The organism is Streptococcus sp. DD12 (assembly GCF_001578885.1).
GTDB lineage: Bacteria > Bacillota > Bacilli > Lactobacillales > Streptococcaceae > Streptococcus.
The window spans coordinates 668,508-686,011 of sequence record NZ_KQ969495.1 but is presented as its reverse complement, the minus strand read 5'-3'; the positions used below and the strand labels follow the sequence as shown (position 1 = coordinate 686,011).

General features: G+C 46.9%; 15 protein-coding genes. 14 read left to right on the top strand and 1 reads right to left on the bottom strand.

All coding sequences use genetic code 11. The features are described from left to right. The 14 genes from STRDD12_RS08410 to STRDD12_RS03130 form a co-directional block, all read left to right on the top strand. The coding region (locus STRDD12_RS08410) for an LPXTG cell wall anchor domain-containing protein (protein WP_156471458.1) at positions 1-3,164 on the top strand (3,164 nt) is incomplete at its 5' end. 130 nt (positions 3,165-3,294) lie between these two features. Further along, the gene (hflX, locus tag STRDD12_RS03190; RefSeq protein ID WP_066915092.1) at positions 3,295-4,542 is read left to right on the top strand and encodes a GTPase HflX; all 1,248 of its coding nucleotides are present in this window, start codon (positions 3,295-3,297) and stop codon (positions 4,540-4,542) included. Beyond that, entirely contained in the window at positions 4,526-5,161 is a 636-nt protein-coding gene (locus STRDD12_RS03185) for a hypothetical protein (protein ID WP_066915091.1), read from the top strand. The genes hflX and STRDD12_RS03185 overlap by 17 nt, the downstream gene beginning before the upstream one ends. Positions 5,162-5,163: 2 nt before the next feature. Continuing rightward, positions 5,164-6,093, top strand: coding sequence for a ribonuclease Z (rnz, locus tag STRDD12_RS03180; protein WP_066915090.1), 930 nt, complete (start codon positions 5,164-5,166; stop codon positions 6,091-6,093). Further along, positions 6,090-6,845, top strand: coding sequence for an SDR family NAD(P)-dependent oxidoreductase (locus STRDD12_RS03175; protein ID WP_066915089.1), 756 nt, complete (start codon positions 6,090-6,092; stop codon positions 6,843-6,845). Before rnz ends, STRDD12_RS03175 begins: the two co-directional genes overlap by 4 nt. Then, a complete protein-coding gene (gene recJ / locus STRDD12_RS03170) occupies positions 6,842-9,067 on the top strand; it encodes a single-stranded-DNA-specific exonuclease RecJ (RefSeq protein ID WP_066915087.1) in 2,226 nt (741 codons plus the stop codon). The genes STRDD12_RS03175 and recJ overlap by 4 nt, the downstream gene beginning before the upstream one ends. Positions 9,068-9,116: 49 nt before the next feature. Further along, a complete protein-coding gene (locus STRDD12_RS03165) occupies positions 9,117-9,629 on the top strand; it encodes an adenine phosphoribosyltransferase (RefSeq protein ID WP_066915085.1) in 513 nt (170 codons plus the stop codon). 106 nt (positions 9,630-9,735) lie between these two features. Beyond that, positions 9,736-10,680, top strand: coding sequence for a homoserine O-succinyltransferase (locus tag STRDD12_RS03160; protein WP_066915082.1), 945 nt, complete (start codon positions 9,736-9,738; stop codon positions 10,678-10,680). A gap of 9 nt (positions 10,681-10,689) precedes the next feature. Next, the gene (locus STRDD12_RS03155) at positions 10,690-11,382 is read left to right on the top strand and encodes a DnaD domain-containing protein (protein WP_066915080.1); all 693 of its coding nucleotides are present in this window, start codon (positions 10,690-10,692) and stop codon (positions 11,380-11,382) included. A gap of 119 nt (positions 11,383-11,501) precedes the next feature. Next, complete coding sequence (locus tag STRDD12_RS03150; RefSeq protein ID WP_066915078.1) at positions 11,502-12,179, top strand: tRNA (adenine(22)-N(1))-methyltransferase; 678 nt, start codon at positions 11,502-11,504, stop codon at positions 12,177-12,179. Then, positions 12,176-12,967 carry a Nif3-like dinuclear metal center hexameric protein gene (locus STRDD12_RS03145; protein WP_066915076.1) on the top strand — a complete coding sequence of 264 codons (792 nt, stop codon included), beginning with the start codon at positions 12,176-12,178 and terminating at the stop codon, positions 12,965-12,967. The genes STRDD12_RS03150 and STRDD12_RS03145 overlap by 4 nt, the downstream gene beginning before the upstream one ends. Positions 12,968-12,976: 9 nt before the next feature. Next, positions 12,977-14,074, top strand: coding sequence for an NAD(P)/FAD-dependent oxidoreductase (locus STRDD12_RS03140; RefSeq protein ID WP_066915074.1), 1,098 nt, complete (start codon positions 12,977-12,979; stop codon positions 14,072-14,074). A 214-nt stretch (positions 14,075-14,288) separates the two neighbouring features. After that, complete coding sequence (locus STRDD12_RS03135; RefSeq protein WP_066915072.1) at positions 14,289-14,846, top strand: GNAT family N-acetyltransferase; 558 nt, start codon at positions 14,289-14,291, stop codon at positions 14,844-14,846. Between the two features lie 366 nt (positions 14,847-15,212). Then, entirely contained in the window at positions 15,213-16,256 is a 1,044-nt protein-coding gene (locus tag STRDD12_RS03130; protein WP_066915070.1) for a 2,3-butanediol dehydrogenase, read from the top strand. Positions 16,257-16,349: 93 nt separating this feature from the next. On the opposite strand, the gene STRDD12_RS03125 is transcribed toward STRDD12_RS03130, so the two are convergent. Continuing rightward, on the bottom strand, positions 16,350-17,486 hold the full coding sequence (locus STRDD12_RS03125) for an ABC transporter ATP-binding protein (RefSeq protein ID WP_066915068.1): 1,137 nt from the start codon (positions 17,484-17,486) through the stop codon (positions 16,350-16,352). Positions 17,487-17,504: the final 18 nt, after the last annotated feature.

Here is a 17,504-nt window from a genome sequence, read left to right as displayed (position 1 = left end):
CCGAGTCTACATCCGCGTCAGTATCTGCGAGCGAGAGTCTCAGTACGTCTGTCTCTGAGTCTGAATCTCTTTCAACCTCAGTTAGTCAATCTGAGTCCACCTCCGCGTCAGTATCAGCGAGCGAAAGCTTGAGCACGTCCGTGTCTGAGTCTGAATCCCTTTCAACATCAGTAAGTCAATCTGAGTCCGCTTCCGAGTCGGTATCAGCGAGCGAAAGTTTGAGTACTTCTGTCTCCGAGTCAGAATCCCTTTCGACTTCGGTCAGTCAATCCGAGTCCACCTCCGCGTCAGTATCGGCAAGCGAGAGTCTCAGCACTTCCGTGTCTGAGTCTGAATCTCTTTCGACATCGGTAAGTCAATCAGAGTCCCTTTCTGAGTCAGTGTCAGTGAGCGAAAGCCTGAGCACGTCTGTCTCCGAGTCAGAATCTCTTTCAACTTCGGTCAGTCAATCCGAGTCCACTTCTGCGTCAGTATCAGTGAGTGAGAGTCTCAGCACCTCTGTGTCTGAGTCCGAATCCCTTTCAACTTCGGTAAGTCAATCTGAGTCCACTTCTGAGTCGGTATCAGTGAGCGAAAGCTTGAGCACGTCCGTGTCTGAGTCTGAATCCCTTTCAACTTCGGTCAGTCAATCTGAGTCCACTTCTGAGTCGGTATCAGTGAGCGAAAGCTTGAGCACGTCCGTGTCTGAGTCTGAATCCCTTTCAACTTCGGTCAGTCAATCCGAGTCCACCTCCGCGTCAGTATCAGTGAGTGAGAGTCTCAGCACCTCTGTGTCTGAGTCCGAGTCCCTTTCGACTTCGGTAAGTCAATCCGAGTCCACCTCCGCGTCAGTCTCGGCAAGCGAGAGTCTCAGCACCAGTCTTTCTATGAGTGAAAGTCTCAGCACCAGCTTGTCTACCAGCGAAAGCTTGAGTACCAGCTTGTCTACTAGCGAAAGCCTGAGCACGAGCTTGTCTATGAGCGAAAGTTTGAGTACTAGTCTGTCAACGAGTGAGAGTCTGAGCACGAGCTTGTCTATGAGCGAAAGTTTGAGCACAAGTTTCTCCACCAGCGAAAGCTTAAGTACCAGCCTTTCGATGAGTGAGAGCCTTAGCACTAGCTTGTCAACCAGTGAAAGCTTGAGTATGAGCCTTTCTATGAGTGAGAGCTTGAGCACCAGTTTCTCAACAAGCGAGAGCCTTAGCACTAGCTTGTCCACTAGCGAAAGTTTGAGCACGAGTTTCTCTACTAGTGAAAGTTTAAGTACCAGCCTTTCTATGAGTGAGAGCTTGAGCACGAGCTTGTCTACCAGCGAGAGCTTGAGTACAAGTTTGTCTATGAGTGAGAGCCTGAGCACAAGCCTGTCTACCAGTGAAAGCTTGAGTACGAGCCTTTCTATGAGCGAAAGCTTGAGTACCAGTCTGTCAACAAGCGAGAGCTTGAGTACTAGCTTATCTACCAGCGAGAGCTTAAGTACCAGTCTTTCTATGAGCGAAAGCTTAAGTACGAGCTTGTCTACAAGTGAAAGCCTCAGTACTAGTCTTTCTATGAGTGAAAGTCTCAGCACTAGCCTCTCTACTAGCGAAAGTTTGAGTACTAGTCTGTCAACGAGTGAGAGTCTGAGCACAAGTTTCTCTACTAGTGAAAGTTTAAGTACCAGCCTTTCTACTAGTGAGAGCTTGAGCACGAGTTTCTCAACTAGTGAAAGTTTAAGCACCAGTCTGTCTACAAGTGAAAGCCTCAGTACCAGTCTTTCCACCAGTGAAAGTCTCAGCACTAGCTTGTCCATGAGTGAGAGCTTGAGTACAAGTTTCTCTACTAGTGAAAGTTTAAGTACGAGTTTGTCAACGAGTGAGAGCTTGAGTACCAGCCTGTCTACAAGTGAAAGTTTGAGTACGAGCCTTTCTACCAGCGAGAGTCTAAGTACTAGTCTTTCCATGAGCGAGAGCTTAAGTACCAGTCTTTCTATGAGCGAGAGCTTGAGTACTAGCTTGTCTACCAGCGAAAGCCTGAGCACCAGTCTTTCTATGAGTGAAAGCTTGAGTACAAGTTTCTCAACTAGCGAGAGCTTAAGTACCAGTCTGTCCACCAGTGAAAGCTTAAGTACTAGTCTTTCTACAAGTGAAAGCCTGAGCACCAGCTTGTCTATGAGTGAGAGTCTGAGCACAAGTTTCTCTACTAGCGAGAGTCTCAGCACCAGCCTTTCTATGAGTGAGAGTCTCAGCACTAGCTTGTCCACCAGCGAAAGCTTGAGTACCAGCCTGTCTACAAGTGAAAGTTTAAGTACCAGCTTGTCTACTAGCGAAAGCTTGAGTACCAGCTTGTCTACCAGTGAAAGTCTAAGTACTAGCTTTTCTACTAGTGAAAGCTTGAGTACCAGTCTTTCCATGAGTGAAAGCTTGAGCACCAGCTTCTCTACTAGCGAGAGTCTCAGTACGAGTCTTTCTATGAGCGAGAGCTTGAGCACAAGCCTTTCCACCAGCGAAAGCTTGAGCACAAGTTTCTCTACTAGCGAGAGTCTGAGCACGAGTCTTTCTACCAGCGAGAGCTTAAGTACCAGTTTCTCTACCAGCGAAAGCCTGAGCACCAGTCTTTCTATGAGCGAAAGCTTGAGTACTAGCTTGTCTACTAGCGAGAGCCTGAGCACAAGCTTGTCCATGAGTGAGAGCTTGAGTACCAGTTTCTCTACTAGTGAAAGTTTAAGTACGAGTTTGTCAACGAGTGAGAGTCTGAGTACCAGCCTTTCTACTAGCGAAAGTCTGAGCACTAGCTTGTCAACTAGCGAGAGTTTGAGTACCAGCCTTTCTATGAGTGAGAGCCTCAGCACCAGTCTTTCCATGAGTGAAAGCTTAAGCACTAGCTTGTCTATGAGTGAAAGCCTGAGCACCAGCCTATCAACCAGTGAGAGCTTGAGCACGTCAGAATCACTGAGCCAAAGCACAACGACTTCTCAAAGTCAGGCAATCTCTATGACTGAGGCAATGAGTCTTTCGGAATCGACATCGGATTCAGAGCTTCTTTCAACTTCTCAAATGACCTCCTTGAGTGCTTACCCACAAGCACCAGCACCAGTCGGGCGGTTACCGCTGACAGGTGATGATAGTGCTAGCCAGTTGGCTTTAGGACTTGGGCTTGTCTTGATGGGAGGAAGCTTAGCTCTTGCTAAGAAGAAAAAGAAACCGTAAGCGATTAGCCAAATTTTTTCAAAGGTGTTTAGCCTATTTAAAGAGAGCCTTAGTCTAACTAAGGCTCTCTTTTTCTTTCACTCCGCAAATATGATATAATGGAAAGACGTGACGGGAAAGGAGGAGACCCATGTTTGAGACGAAACTAAGCCCTGAAAGAGTCCTTTTGGTCCATGTGGTTCTACCTGAGAGTCAACGTTGGGAAATGTCGCTAGCTGAGCTAGAACGATTGGCACAAACAGCTGGCGGACAAGTAGTGGGCAGTGTTATCCAAAGAAAAAATGTTATCGATGCCAAAAGTTTTGTCGGTAGCGGGAAGCTAGACCAACTACGCCAAGAGGTTGAAGACAACGCAATAGACACCGTTATTGTCAATAATCGCTTGTCCCCTCGGCAAAATATGGTCTTAGAGGAAGCTTTGGACTGCAAGGTGATAGACCGTATGCAGTTGATTTTGGACATTTTTGCCATGCGTGCCAGAAGTTATGAAGGCAAATTGCAGGTGCATTTGGCCCAGTTGAAATACCTCCTGCCTCGTCTGGTCGGCAAAGGCATTATGTTATCTCGGCAGGCTGGCGGCATCGGGAGTCGTGGGCCTGGGGAGAGCCAATTGGAGCTCAATCGGCGGTCTATTCGCCATCAAATCACAGATATCGAGCGCCAACTGAAAGTCGTTGAGAAACAGCGACAACAAGGCAGAGAGCAAAGACAGCAGTCATCTGTGTTTAAAATTGGTCTTATTGGCTACACCAATGCGGGTAAATCCACGATGATGAATTGCCTGACGCAAGATGACCAGTACGAGGCGGATGAATTGTTTGCGACTTTGGATGCAACGACCAAGAAGATTCATATCCAAGGCGCTTTTGAGGCAACCTTAACTGATACCGTTGGTTTTATTCAAGACTTGCCAACAGAGTTAATCGCAGCCTTTAAGTCAACTTTGGAAGAAAGCAGAGATTGCGATTTACTGTTGCATGTTGTTGATGCAAGTGACCCTGATTTTAGAGAGCAAGAAGTTGTTGTTGAGCAGTTGTTGGACGAGGTGGACATGGGCACTATTCCTCGGTTGACAATTTATAATAAGTTGGATAAAGTCTCTCTCTTTGCGCCCGACCGTTTTCCCCATGCGACCTTGTCTTGCAAGGCCAAAGATAGCCATAAGCAGATAAAAACGATCTTGGTGCGCGAACTTAAGCACCTCTTTTCTCCTTTTCAAATTACTTGTCCAGTCGAGGAAGTCTACCGACTATACGAACTCTCTCGTTGGGCCATCTTGGATCAAGATGAATTGGGGAATTTTTCAGAAACAATTACAGGCTATATTGCCGACAAAAACAAATGGAGATTAGAGCGCTTCTATGACAGATTATCTTAACTTAGCTTTAACTTATGGGGGCTTTACACAGCTCGATCAGGCTTATTTAACAGGGGTGCTCAAGGGACTGTCCGACAAGCAAAAGCGGCTTTTTATCACACCACCGCCTAGCGTCATCAATGCTTTTTTTGCGCAGTATTATCAAAAAGAATCCCCACGTCAGGCGTGTGATTACTTTTTTGACTTGTCCCAGGCTTTGGAACTCTTTCAAGACCAGCCAAGCTTTCAAGAAGCCAAGCCTTTTATCCGCTTGAATCTGGATGGAAAGGCCTATGGTTTTGCCTACCAGAATAAGTCAGAAGAGGCCTTGGTTTTTGCAGAATATCCGAGTCCTTGGACGGTAGATTTGGCCCTTCAAGTGGCCAATTTGTTTCCCTTTTACCAAGTGCGAATAGGTGAGGATTATCTGCATCTGAAGCCTTTGTCAAGGTCTCTGAGTCAGGCCCAACCATTGGCTATTGAGGACCCACTGATTGAGGGCTGGCAATGGGCAGATGGAACCATCTGTCTGAGGGGCTATAATCAAGAAGACCTTTTAGACTTAGCGCATCAGTATCCCGGACAAAAGGCCTTTGCCTTTTCGGACCGACAAGTAAACGTATATATCGAAAAGGAGTAAGCATGGAAATCCAATTTCTTGGAACGGGCGCTGGGCAACCAGCAAAGGGGCGCAATGTGTCGAGCTTGGCACTCAAGCTGCTCGATGAAATTAACGAAATTTGGATGTTTGATTGCGGGGAAGGCACCCAACGTCAGGTTCTCCACACCAATATCAGACCACGTAAAGTAAAGAAGATTTTCATCACGCATTTGCATGGTGACCATATTTTTGGTTTGCCCGGTTTTTTGTCCAGTCGGGCTTTTCAGGCCAATGAAGAACAAACGGATTTGGATTTGTATGGTCCTGTGGGGATTAAAAACTATGTGATGACGAGTCTACGCATGTCCAAGACCCGCCTGCCCTACCGGATACAATTTCACGAATTTGACCAGCACACGACAGGGAAAATCATGGAAACTGATAAGTTTACGGTTTATGCTGAGCCTTTGGACCATACGATTTTTTGTGTGGGCTATCGGGTCATGCAAAAAGATTTGGAAGGAAGCTTGGATGCTGAAGGCTTAAAGGCTGCTGGTTTACCTTTCGGGCCCCTCTTTGGAAAAATCAAACAGGGTGAAGACGTTACCTTGGAAGATGGCCGAGTGATTCGCGCTAGCGATTTTATCTCGCCACCACGACCTGGAAAAGTTGTGACGATTTTAGGGGATACGCGTAAGACAGATGCTAGCATTCGTCTCGGTTTGGGGGCTGATGTTTTGGTGCATGAAGCAACCTATGGCCAAGGGGATGAACGGATAGCAAAAAGCCACGGGCATTCGACCAACACACAAGCGGCTCAAGTGGCCAAACAGGCCAATGCTAAACGCCTCTTGCTCAACCACATCAGTGCCCGCTTTTTATTTAAAGACATGGCCGATTTTGAACGGGATGCCCAAGCGATTTTCCCACAGACCCATGTTGTTAAAGACTTAGAAACGATTGAACTATGAGAACACTGCTTATCACAGGGGCCTCTGGTGGCATTGCGCAAGCCTTTATCGAGACCTTACCCAAGTCTGATCGTTTGATATTGCTCGGTAGAGATGCCGAAAAACTCGAAAAACGCTATGACGCCTGGCCTAATAAACGCTGTCTGGCCTATGATGTCATGGATAATCAAGCCTTGGTGGCTCTTGTGACCGAAATTGGGGCGAGCGAGTCCATAGACGTCTTGGTCAATACGGCTGGCTTTGGGGAGTATAAGGATTATCAGGACTTTTCCTGCGATGAGGTTGAGGCCATGTTTCAGGTTAACACCTTTGCAACCATGACCTTTTGTCGCCTGTTAGGACCTCGCATGGCCCAAAAAGGAGCAGGCCATATTATCAATGTTGTCAGCATGTCAGGCTTGGTGGCGACAGCCCAGTCCTCGGTTTATTGTGCCAGTAAATATGCAGTGACCGGTTTTTCAGATGCCATCCGCTTAGAGCTAGCTGATCAGGGAGTCCAGGTCACCACGATCAACCCTGGTCCAGTGGCAACAGGCTTTTTTGATTTGGCCGACCCAGAGGGTGTCTACCTGGAAAAAGTTAAGGCCTTCACCTTGAGTCCTCAAGCGGTTGCAAAGAAAATGGTTGAGGTACTCGACCACCCACGACCGAGTGTTAACCTGCCCTGGACGCTCAACTTTGCCTATAAGTTTTCGGTTCTCTTTCCACGCTTTTCTCAGTTTTTGTCCCGAAAGGTATTTAATTATAAATGATTCAACAACGCTATCAATGGCAGCTGGCCCAAACGGATCCAGATGCAGATTTTATGGCTATGGCAAAAAAACAAGGACTAGATACGCTGACAGCTCGTGTGGCTTATGCAAGGGGCTTGACTAGTGAAGAGGCTCTAAGTCAGTTTTTGCAGAAAGATATTAGCCAACTGCATGACCCTTATCTCTTGCATGATATGGCGAAAGCAGTGGAGCGCTTGCGTCGAGCCATTGAGACCCAAGAACAGATTTTAATCTATGGCGACTATGATGCTGATGGCATGACCAGTGCCAGTCTGGTCCAAGAAACCTTGGAAATGCTCGGTGCCCAAGTGCGGGTTTATCTGCCCAATCGTTTTACCGATGGCTACGGGCCCAATACCAGCGTATACAAATACTTTATTGAACAAGAGCATGTCGATGTCATATTGACAGTGGATAATGGCGTTGCAGGTCATGAAGCAATCGCCTATGCCCAAGCAGCAGGTGTGGACGTCATTGTGACGGACCACCATTCGTTGCCAAAGGAACTGCCGGAGGCTTTTGCCATTGTTCACCCTGAGCATCCTGAAGGTCACTACCCTTTTCCGCATCTGGCTGGTGTGGGTGTGGCCTTTAAGCTGGCCTGTGCCTTATTAGAAGAAATTCCACAAGAACTTTTGGACTTGGTGGCTATTGGGACGGTAGCTGATATGGTCAGCCTGACGGATGAAAATCGTCTCATGGTGGCCTATGGCCTAGAAGTGCTCAAACAAACCGAACGTCTTGGTCTCCAAGAACTGTTAAGCCAAGCCCAAGTTTCCCCCTCACAAGTGACAGAAGAAACCATCGGCTTTACTTTGGCTCCAGCGCTGAATGCCCTGGGGCGCTTGGATGACCCCAATCCAGCCATTGAACTTCTAACGGGATTTGATGACTTAACTGCCCAAGAGTTAGCCAAATTATTGCTTGATAAAAATGAAGAACGCAAAGCCTTGGTCCAATCCATCCAGCAAGAAGCCCTTGCTATGGTGGATGCCAGTCGGCAGGCTCAAGTCCTTGCTAAAGAGGGCTGGCACCCTGGTGTCTTGGGAATTGTTGCGGGTCGCTTATTAGAACAACTGGGACAACCCGTGATTTTGTTGGCTATTTCCGATGGAAAAGCCAAAGGCAGTGCTCGCAGTGTCCCTGCTGTGGATATTTTTCAAGCACTGGATGCGCACAGGGAGCTTTTTGAGGCCTTTGGTGGCCATGCTGGGGCAGCTGGGATGACCTTGCGTGTTGACCAGCTCCCTGCTTTACAAGACGCTTTGGAGGCTTACATTTGCGACCAGCAGATTGATTTGAGTCAGAAACCGGCCCTGGCCGTCGATAGCACAGTGGCTTTATCTGATCTCAGTTTAGCAAGCTTGGACAATCTTCGCCTTTTAGCCCCCTTTGGCATGGACAATCCCAAACCCCACCTACGTCTTACAGATGTCACGGTGACCCAGTCAAAAACCATGGGCAAGGATCAAAGCCATCTTAAGTTACGTTTGCAAGAGGGGCAGACTGCAGTGGATTTGGTAGCTTTTTCACAGGGCCAGCGGGCTTTAGATTTCGCCCAGGCTCAGGGGCTAGAGTTTGTCGTGAGCTTATCGACCAACCATTGGAATGGGCAAACAAGCCTGCAGTTGCTTTTTGATGATGCGCGTGTCGAAGGCGTCCAACTCTATGATGTCAGAAGCCGACGCCAGACACCGCCGGCTGATGTGCCTGATTTGATGGAGGCGCCTCAGGCAACTGCTGTTGTGATTAACCAACTCCCAGAAGATTTGACCCCTATCTGCCAAGCCCTGCAGGCCTATCCCCATGAGGCCATTTATTTCCGCAACCAGATGACGCCAAATTATTATCTGACTGGCTATGGGCAACGGGAACAATTCGCCAGACTCTATAAAACGATTCAGCGTTTTCCAGAGTTTGATGTGCGCTATAAACTAAAAGAACTTGCCAATTATCTCAAGATTGACCCTATTTTGCTGGTCAAGATGATTCAGATTTTTGAAGAACTCGATTTTGTAACCATCTCAGATGGTTTGATGACGGTCAACAAAAATGCTGCTAAGCGAGATATTGCAGAAAGTCAGATTTACCAAGATTTAAAAGCTTTAGTTAAAGTGCAGGAGTTGATGTCGATTGGCAGTCCCAAGGACATTTATGACTATTTGATGCAACCAGCCAATGCAAAAACTGTTTCCGACTAGAGAAACATGCTATAATGTAGGCTGTTATAAAAAGGAGAAAGAAACATTCATGAATTTAAAAGATTACATCGCTAGTATTCCCAACTATCCACAAGAAGGGGTGACCTTTCGGGATATTAGCCCTTTGATGGCAGATGGCAACGCCTACAGCTACGCTGTTCGTGAGATTGTCCAATACGCTACCGACAAGGAAATCGATATGGTAGTAGGCCCTGAAGCGCGTGGTTTTATCGTGGGCTGTCCTGTGGCTTATGAGCTGGGTATCGGTTTTGCGCCCGTTCGTAAACCTGGAAAACTGCCTCGTGACGTGATTTCGGCGGACTATGAAAAAGAGTATGGCCTAGACACCCTGACCATGCACGCTGATGCGATTAAACCAGGGCAACGGGTCCTCATCGTCGACGACCTTTTGGCGACAGGTGGAACGGTAAAAGCGACCATCGAAATGATTGAAAAATTAGGTGGTGTTGTTGCAGGCTGTGCCTTCTTGATTGAACTAGATGACCTCAAAGGTCGTGAAGCCATTGGCCGTTATGACTATAAGGTTTTGATGCATTTCTAAGCGTGTTATAGTTGATAACTATAGCTATCTAGAAAAAATATATAATTGCTAACTATAGGTTCTTCCCTTATAATAGGTCTATCACTAAAAATGGGAGGACTTTAACATGCCGATAACTGTGGACAAAAAACTCGCTGCCATTGACATCTTACGTCAGGAAAATATTTTTGTCATGGACAATATGCGCGCAGACCATCAGGATATTCGGCCGATGAATGTTCTCATCGTGAACCTCATGCCCAAAAAGGCTGAAACGGAAGTTCATCTCTTACGTAATTTAGCGAATACGCCCTTGCAGATCAATGTTGATTTTCTCTATATGACCAGCCATCAGTCCAAAAATACGGGGCGCGGTTATTTAGAGACTTTCTATAAAACTTTCGCTGATATTGAGGGCAAGTTTTTTGATGGCATGATTGTCACGGGAGCTCCTGTCGAACAGATGGCTTTTGAAGAGGTCGATTATTGGCAAGAGCTATGCGATCTGTTCAACTGGTCCAAGACCCACGTCTATTCCACCTTGCATTTGTGTTGGGGGGCGCAGGCAGGTCTTTATTATCGCTATGGGATTGACAAAGACTTGTTAGCCTGTAAACTTTCAGGTGTCTATGAGCAAAAGGTTCTCTTGCCAGATAGTCCCTTGATGCGAGGGTTTGATGATACCTTTTTGGCCCCTCACTCTCGACATACCGAAGTGGTTGAAGAGGCGATTCGCCGTCAGAGTCATCTGCAGGTTTTAGCCGCAGGTGATCAAGTTGGGCTTTCTATCTTGTCTAGTCGGGATATGCGAGAGGTTTATAGCTTTGGTCACTTGGAGTATGGTCGTGAGACCTTGTCACAAGAGTACCACCGTGATCAAAAAGCAGGCCTGTCACCACAAATTCCCATCAATTATTTCCCAGAGGACCAGCCAGATCAGCAACCGAGCATGCGCTGGAGTTTAGCAGCATCAACCTTCTTTAGCAATTGGATGAACTATGCGGTTTATCAAGAAACCCCTTATCGCTTAGAACAACTCCAAGAAGAGGTAGCTATGTTTGGCTACCTATAAGAGAATGAGATGAGTTATTACAAGATTTTTAGTTCGGAACAGGCCATTTTGCCTCTTCCTAGTGCCTTGCTCTTGCACTTCAAGGCTATCTTTTCCAATGCAGATGATTTTCTCGTTTGGCAATATTTTTATTACCAAAACTTGAGCCCTGAAAATGAGATGACCCCTGGTCAGATTGCAGAAGCTACCGGCAAATCTCTTACAGAGATTAATCGTTCCATCGAACGCCTGGTCAATGGTGGCTTGATTAGCATGACAGATATTCAGTTGGATGCCCGCTTGGATACTGTTTTTGATGCTCGGCCTGTCTTTAGGCGTTTGGACGAAATCCTTGGTGATACGGCCCATCCAGCAGAAGACGCGAGTCAATCTTCACCGGTGATTAGTCTCAAGACGCTAAATGAAGAATTTGAACGCGAGTTAGGGCGTTTACTGAGTCCCTTCGAGCTAGAAGACCTGCAACAAACCTTGGACGAAGGCACACGACCAGAGTTGGTCCGTGAGGCGCTCAAATTAGCGGTTCTTAATGGTAAGGCCAATTGGTCCTATATCAACGCTATCCTACGCAATTGGCGCAAGGATGGGATTACAAGCTTGGCTCAGGTGGAAGCGCAGCGGCGAGAGCATGAGGCCAGTCAACCGCAAAACGTTACGGTTTCCGATGATTTTTTACAGGCGATGGACCTTTGGCAGGACGATTAAGCCCCACAGGCCCTCTGCTAGTGACCTATTTATCAGTGCTATCAAGCCCTTCTGGGCTTTTTTTTGTGTCCAAGAGATGGTATACTTAGAGCAGTTAGTCTGATGTGAAGGAAGTTAAAATGACCATTACCCTTTCAGACCGTCTCCAGGCGGTCAAAACCTTTGTGCCTCAGGGGGCACGTCTTTTAGATGTGGGCAGTGACCACGCTTATTTACCGATTGCGCTTATTCAGGAGGGGCAGATTTCTTATGCCGTAGCGGGTGAAGTCGTGGTTGGTCCCTATGAAGCTGCCAAAGCAAATGTCCAGACTTTTGGGTTGGAAAAGCAAATTGTAGTTCGTCTGGCAGATGGATTAACGGCCTTTGAGGCTGAAGATCAGCTGGATACCATTAGTATTTGTGGTATGGGTGGGGGACTCATTGCGCAGATTTTGGAGGCGGGTAAGGAGAAGCTAGCACCTGTGCAACGCCTCATCTTACAGCCCAACAACCGGGAAGATGATGTGAGGACTTGGTTGGAGCATAATGGCTTTGAACTTGTGGCAGAGTCCATGGTGTTGGATCATGGTAAATTTTATGAAATCTTAGTGGCGCAGGCAGGTCAGATGACCTTGACTGAGCAAGAAAAACGCTTTGGCCCCCTATTAAGTCAGGAAAAGTCAGCGACCTTTACCCAGCGTTGGCAGAGAGAACTGTCTAAATTGGAGAGGGCTCTGACTAAGATTCCCCAAGAAAATACAGATGACCGACGCCTATTGGTTCAAAAGATGAGAGCGATTGAGGAGGTTTTGGCGTGAAAGCAGAAACGTTGATTGAACGGTATGAAGTATTTTGCCCTCAGGAACTATCCATGGAGGGAGATGTTACTGGTTTGCAGTTGGGCAGTCTTGATAAAGACTTGTCACGTGTCATGGTTGCCTTGGATATCCGGGAGGATACGGTAAAAGAAGCCATTGCGCAAGGCGTTGATTTGATTATTGTTAAGCATGCCCCGATTTTTCGGCCGCTTAAAAATTTAGTAGATAACCCGCAAAATCGCTTGCTCTTGGATTTGGTCAAACACGATATTGCGGTTTATGTGAGTCATACCAATATCGATGTCGTGCCGGGCGGTTTAAATGACTGGTTTTGCGAGCTGCTAGATGTGACGGATACGACCTATTTGTCTCAAACGCAGGCCGGTTATGGCATTGGCCGAGTGGGTCATATTGCCCCACAAACCTTAGAGCAATTTGCCAATCTGGTCAAGGCTAAATTTGGACTGGACAGTGTGCGCCTCGTCAGCTATGAAAAAGAATCGCAGGCGCTCCTTGATTGTGTGGCTATCTGTGGCGGGTCTGGCCAATCTTTTTATCCGGAGGCTATCAAAAAAGGGGCCCAGGTGTATGTGACTGGGGATATCTATTACCATACGGCACAGGAAATGTTGACGCAAGGCCTTTTAGCGATTGACCCTGGGCATCATATCGAGGTTTTGTTTGTGGAAAAGGTAGCCCAATTGCTCAACCTGTGGAAGGAAGCACAAGGATGGGATGTCACGATTTTACAAAGTCAGGCAAATACCAATCCTTTTTATCACCGATAGGAAATCTGTATGACAAAAATAGCGATTATCGGAGCTGGGGCTGTCGGAGCAACAGCAGCATTTTACTTATCCCGAGAAACGGACTGTGACCTAACCGTTTTCGACTATGGGGAAGGTCAGGCCACCAAGGCCGCGGCAGGTATTATCTGTCCTTGGTTTTCTAAACGGCGCAATAAAGCCTGGTATCGCCTAGCCAATAAGGGGGCGCATTTTTACCAGGAGTTACTTAAAGACTTAGCAGCTAGCGGGTATGACGGGGATTTCTATCAACAGACAGGTGTTCTTCTTCTAAAAAAAGACGACAAAAAGCTAGACGAACTCTATGACCTAGCCTTGAGTCGGCGAGATGAGGCTCCTGCCATGGGGGATTTGAGCCTTTTGGAAGCAAGTCAAGTACAAGACCTCTTTCCAGGTTTGACCGGCTTTGCGCGAGCGCTTTACGCGACGGGAGGGGCTCGAGTAGATGGCGCTAGATTAACGCAGACGCTCTTAAAGGCTAGTGGTGTTCCACTTGTTAAAGGCAAAGTTGACCTTGAAGTGCTAGGCGATGCTTATCGGGTGGGCCATCAGGTTTTTGACCAAGTTATTTTGGCAACTGGTGCTTGGTTGGGTGAGATTTTAGAACCCTTAGGTTATTCTGTCGATGTCCGTCCCCAAAAGGGGCAACTCAGCGATTATTCGATGAGCCACCAAAAGCTAGACACTTGTCCTGTTGTCATGCCTGAGGGGGAATTAGACCTGATTCCTTTTACGAATGGCCAACTGAGTATCGGTGCCAGCCATGAAAATGATAAGGGATTTGACCTAACTGTGGACCCAACCATTACAGAGCGCTTCGACCAAGAAGCGATGGGTTACTACCCGGACTTGAGACAGGCTAAGGTCCACCAATCACGTGTGGGGACGCGTGCTTATACAAGAGATTTTTCCCCTTTCTTTGGTCAGGTTCCAGGTCTTTCTGGTGTTTATGCAGCGAGTGGATTAGGGTCGACGGGCTTAACCATTGGTCCTTTGATTGGTCAGTTCTTGGCCAATCTGGCGACCAGCAAAAAGCCAAGCCTAAATCCTAGCGATTACCCTATCGGAAGCTATATTGCTAAGCGTTAAGATGAAGCCTTGTAATCTGGGGCATTTTGAGTCCTTAAGCTCAGAGATGAAAAGCCTGACTTCCTAGAGGATTCCTGACCATTCCTCTCTCAGCTAAGAAAAGACTTTGTCTTCGCTCCCTAGGGGTGACTTTCTACTACTGATAGAAAGCTGCTTGGTTTTCTGGCACCATTAAAAATCGAACCCCGTTAAAAAAATGTAAAAAGGAGTTTACATGTCTCTGCACAGTCAACTAATCACCGCAGACTTGCCTGACCTAGCTCGGGTAGAGGCCCTCAATAAGGAGGCCTTTCCACCGGAAGAACGTGTCTCGCTGTCTGAAATGTTAGAAGCGGCTCAGGGGGATAGCGCAAACTTTTTTGCCTTTTATGACGAAGGTGATTTTGTGGGCTTTGCTTTTAGCCTTTACAACGAGGCTTGCTTTTATTTGAGCTTCTTTGCAATTATGCCGACCAAGCGTAGTCAAGGTTATGGCAGTCAAATCATTGACAAATTGGTCGAATTTTACCAAGGAAAGACCATGGTTCTCGAGGTTGAGCGCCTGGATGAACCGAGTGATAACCTGTCGCAACGTCAAGCGCGGATGGCCTTTTACCAGAGAAATGGCTTTAAAAGTAGCAATGCCTTTTTGAATTACGATGGCTTGAGCTTTGAAATCCTCTACCGTGGCGATCATTTTGATGAGGCAGCCTACCGGGATATATTTGCCAAGTTGCAAGCCCAGCATCCCTTTCATTTTGGCATTAGCTATCGGGATTTGAGTGACAGTTGATAGTCTGCTCGGTCATGGCTAAGGCTATCACTGTTTCGCCAATCTTCAAGTTCCCCCACAAAGATGATATGTTATAGGGGATGACGACTGACATTTGTCAGTAGTTGTCGTAAACTCCATATTGGAGGGCGCCCGCTCTTTATCTTTCTTGTTTGTTTAGCTGGGGCGCTGTTTTTACTCCTTTAGAGGAGTTGTTTTGTGCACCAGATAGGGCAGAAGTTTTGTAAACCCAAGAAAAGCTGGCTCAAGAAATCCAGCTTTTTTGTGATGATTTTCACTTGACAAATACAGCGGAAGCGCTTACAATAAAACAGTAGATTTCCTGAAAAGGGAATGGTACCAAAAGAAAATTGAGAGGTAACTATCATGGAAACTATGAAAGCAGCGCGTTGGTATGCGGCTAAGGATGTCCGTATTGAAGAAGTTGAAGTCCCTGAGGTTTTACCTCATCAGGTCAAGGTAGCCGTCAAATACACAGGAATTTGCGGGACAGACCTGCATGAGTATTTAGATGGACCGATTTTCATCCCAACGGAGGAACATGTTTACTCTGGGCAAAAAGCACCTGTGACACTGGGACATGAATTTTCAGGTGAAATTGTCGAGGTGGGTAACCAGGTGACGCGGGTCAAGGTTGGTGACCGAGTGACGGTTGAACCTATTTTGGCTAAGCACAATTTGATTGGGGACTATAACTTGGACCCTGATTTGAACTTTGTCGGTCTGGCTGCAGATGGTGGATTTGCCAAATATTGTGTTTTAGATGGGGATTTGGTCCATGTCATTCCAGATAGCCTGACTTATGAGCAGGCAGCCTTGACGGAGCCTGCAGCGGTTGCTGTTTATGCTGTGCGCCAATCAGCACTCAAGGCTGGTGATACGGCTGTGGTCTTTGGCCTTGGCCCTATTGGCCTACTCATCGTGGAAGCCCTCAGGGCTGCAGGTGCCTCAAAAATTTATGCCGTTGAATTATCAGCAGAAAGACAAGCTAAGGCAAGAGAATTAGGGGCGATTGTGGTAGAACCCGAGGCAGGAGAAACCGTTGTGGAAGCCATCCACCGTTTAACAGACGGGGGAGCGGATGTTTCTTATGAAGTCACTGGTGTTCCAGTGGTCTTAAGCCAAGCCTTGGCCGCTGTCCATAAGGCGGGTGAATGTATGGTCGTCTCTATCTGGGAACGGGAAGCGTCCATCAACCCCAATGAATTTGCCATTCAAGAGAAATCCCTGAAGGGAATTATCGCCTATCGCCATATCTTCCCTAAAGTGTTGGAATTGATGGAGCAAGGCTACTTCTCAGCAGACAAACTCGTCACCAAAAAAATTAGCTTGGAAAATATCGTCCAAGACGGTTTCATCGAGCTAACACAGGACAAATCGCAGATTAAAATTCTTGTAAAACCAGAATAAGATGTTTGCTATCGAGATAAGTTGAAACAGTAAAAAAACGCCAGTAGGCGTTTTTTTTTGTTGCGAAATACTGATGGGACGTGAAAATTTTTCTTACAGATGAATCCGTTTTTTAGTTTGAGGGTCAAAGAAGTGCCCTTTAACGACATTGAAGGTCAAATTGACAGTCTCTCCTGGTTTGTGGTAATCCCTCGCATCCACTCTGGCAGCGAATTCCGTATGGCCCTTGCGGACATAGAGCATGGTTTCAGACCCCAGGAGTTCAGCGACTTGAACCTCGGCATCCACATTAGCCTCGGGATAAGTTTCTTGAACAATCGGTTTGCTGGAAATGTCCTCTGGACGGATACCAAAGATGACTTCTTTTCCTTCATAGCCAGTTTCTTTTAGGATTTTGGCTTGCCCTTGTGTGATGGCGAGGTCGAGGCCTTCTTCATTGCTAATGCGCTGACCATCTACTTTGACCGTAAAGAAATTCATAGACGGACTGCCAATGAAGCCAGCTACGAAGGTATTCACGGGCTCGTTGTAGAGTTCTTGTGGGCTACCAATCTGTTCAATGCGACCGATAGTGCCGGAACCATCAGGGTTTTTGCTAGCACTCATAATAACGATACGGTCTGCCAAGGTCATAGCTTCCGTCTGATCATGGGTGACATAGATGGTTGTTGCGCCAATACTTTGTGTGATTTTGGCAATTTCAGCACGCATAGTCACCCGAAGTTTGGCATCCAGGTTAGAGAGGGGTTCGTCCATCAGAAAGACTTTGGCATCACGAACGATAGCCCGCCCCATAGCCACACGTTGGCGTTGTCCTCCTGACAAATCTGCGGGTTTACGTTCCAAGAACTCGGTTAAGCCTAGACTTGCCGCAGCCTCACGGACCCGACGGTCGATGTCGTCTTTTGCGTATTTACGCAGTTTCAAACCAAAGGCCATATTTTCATAAACGGTCATGTGCGGATAGAGTGCGTAATTTTGAAAGACCATGGCAATATCTCGGTCTTTAGGTGATTTATCATTCACACGTTCTCCATCGATGAAGAGGTCGCCTTCAGTGATATCTTCTAAGCCAGCAACCATGCGGAGGGTGGTTGATTTTCCACAGCCGGAAGGACCGACAAATACGATAAATTCTTTGTCCTTAATGTCGATAGAGAAATCTTCAACAGCGTAATGCGAAGCATTGGGGTATTTTTTATAAATCTTGTCTAATTTTAGTGTTGTCATAATAATTTTCCTTATCCT

Coding starts and splice junctions, on each gene's coding strand:
- STRDD12_RS03175 (WP_066915089.1), top strand. CDS start 6,090: ATGAGAACACTGCTTATCACAGGGGCCTCTGGTGGCATTGCGCAAGCC.
- STRDD12_RS03150 (WP_066915078.1), top strand. CDS start 11,502: ATGACCATTACCCTTTCAGACCGTCTCCAGGCGGTCAAAACCTTTGTG.
- recJ (WP_066915087.1), top strand. CDS start 6,842: ATGATTCAACAACGCTATCAATGGCAGCTGGCCCAAACGGATCCAGAT.
- STRDD12_RS03185 (WP_066915091.1), top strand. CDS start 4,526: ATGACAGATTATCTTAACTTAGCTTTAACTTATGGGGGCTTTACACAG.
- STRDD12_RS03160 (WP_066915082.1), top strand. CDS start 9,736: ATGCCGATAACTGTGGACAAAAAACTCGCTGCCATTGACATCTTACGT.
- STRDD12_RS03135 (WP_066915072.1), top strand. CDS start 14,289: ATGTCTCTGCACAGTCAACTAATCACCGCAGACTTGCCTGACCTAGCT.
- STRDD12_RS03140 (WP_066915074.1), top strand. CDS start 12,977: ATGACAAAAATAGCGATTATCGGAGCTGGGGCTGTCGGAGCAACAGCA.
- STRDD12_RS03155 (WP_066915080.1), top strand. CDS start 10,690: ATGAGTTATTACAAGATTTTTAGTTCGGAACAGGCCATTTTGCCTCTT.
- STRDD12_RS03125 (WP_066915068.1), bottom strand. CDS start 17,486: ATGACAACACTAAAATTAGACAAGATTTATAAAAAATACCCCAATGCT.
- rnz (WP_066915090.1), top strand. CDS start 5,164: ATGGAAATCCAATTTCTTGGAACGGGCGCTGGGCAACCAGCAAAGGGG.
- STRDD12_RS03130 (WP_066915070.1), top strand. CDS start 15,213: ATGGAAACTATGAAAGCAGCGCGTTGGTATGCGGCTAAGGATGTCCGT.
- hflX (WP_066915092.1), top strand. CDS start 3,295: ATGTTTGAGACGAAACTAAGCCCTGAAAGAGTCCTTTTGGTCCATGTG.
- STRDD12_RS03165 (WP_066915085.1), top strand. CDS start 9,117: ATGAATTTAAAAGATTACATCGCTAGTATTCCCAACTATCCACAAGAA.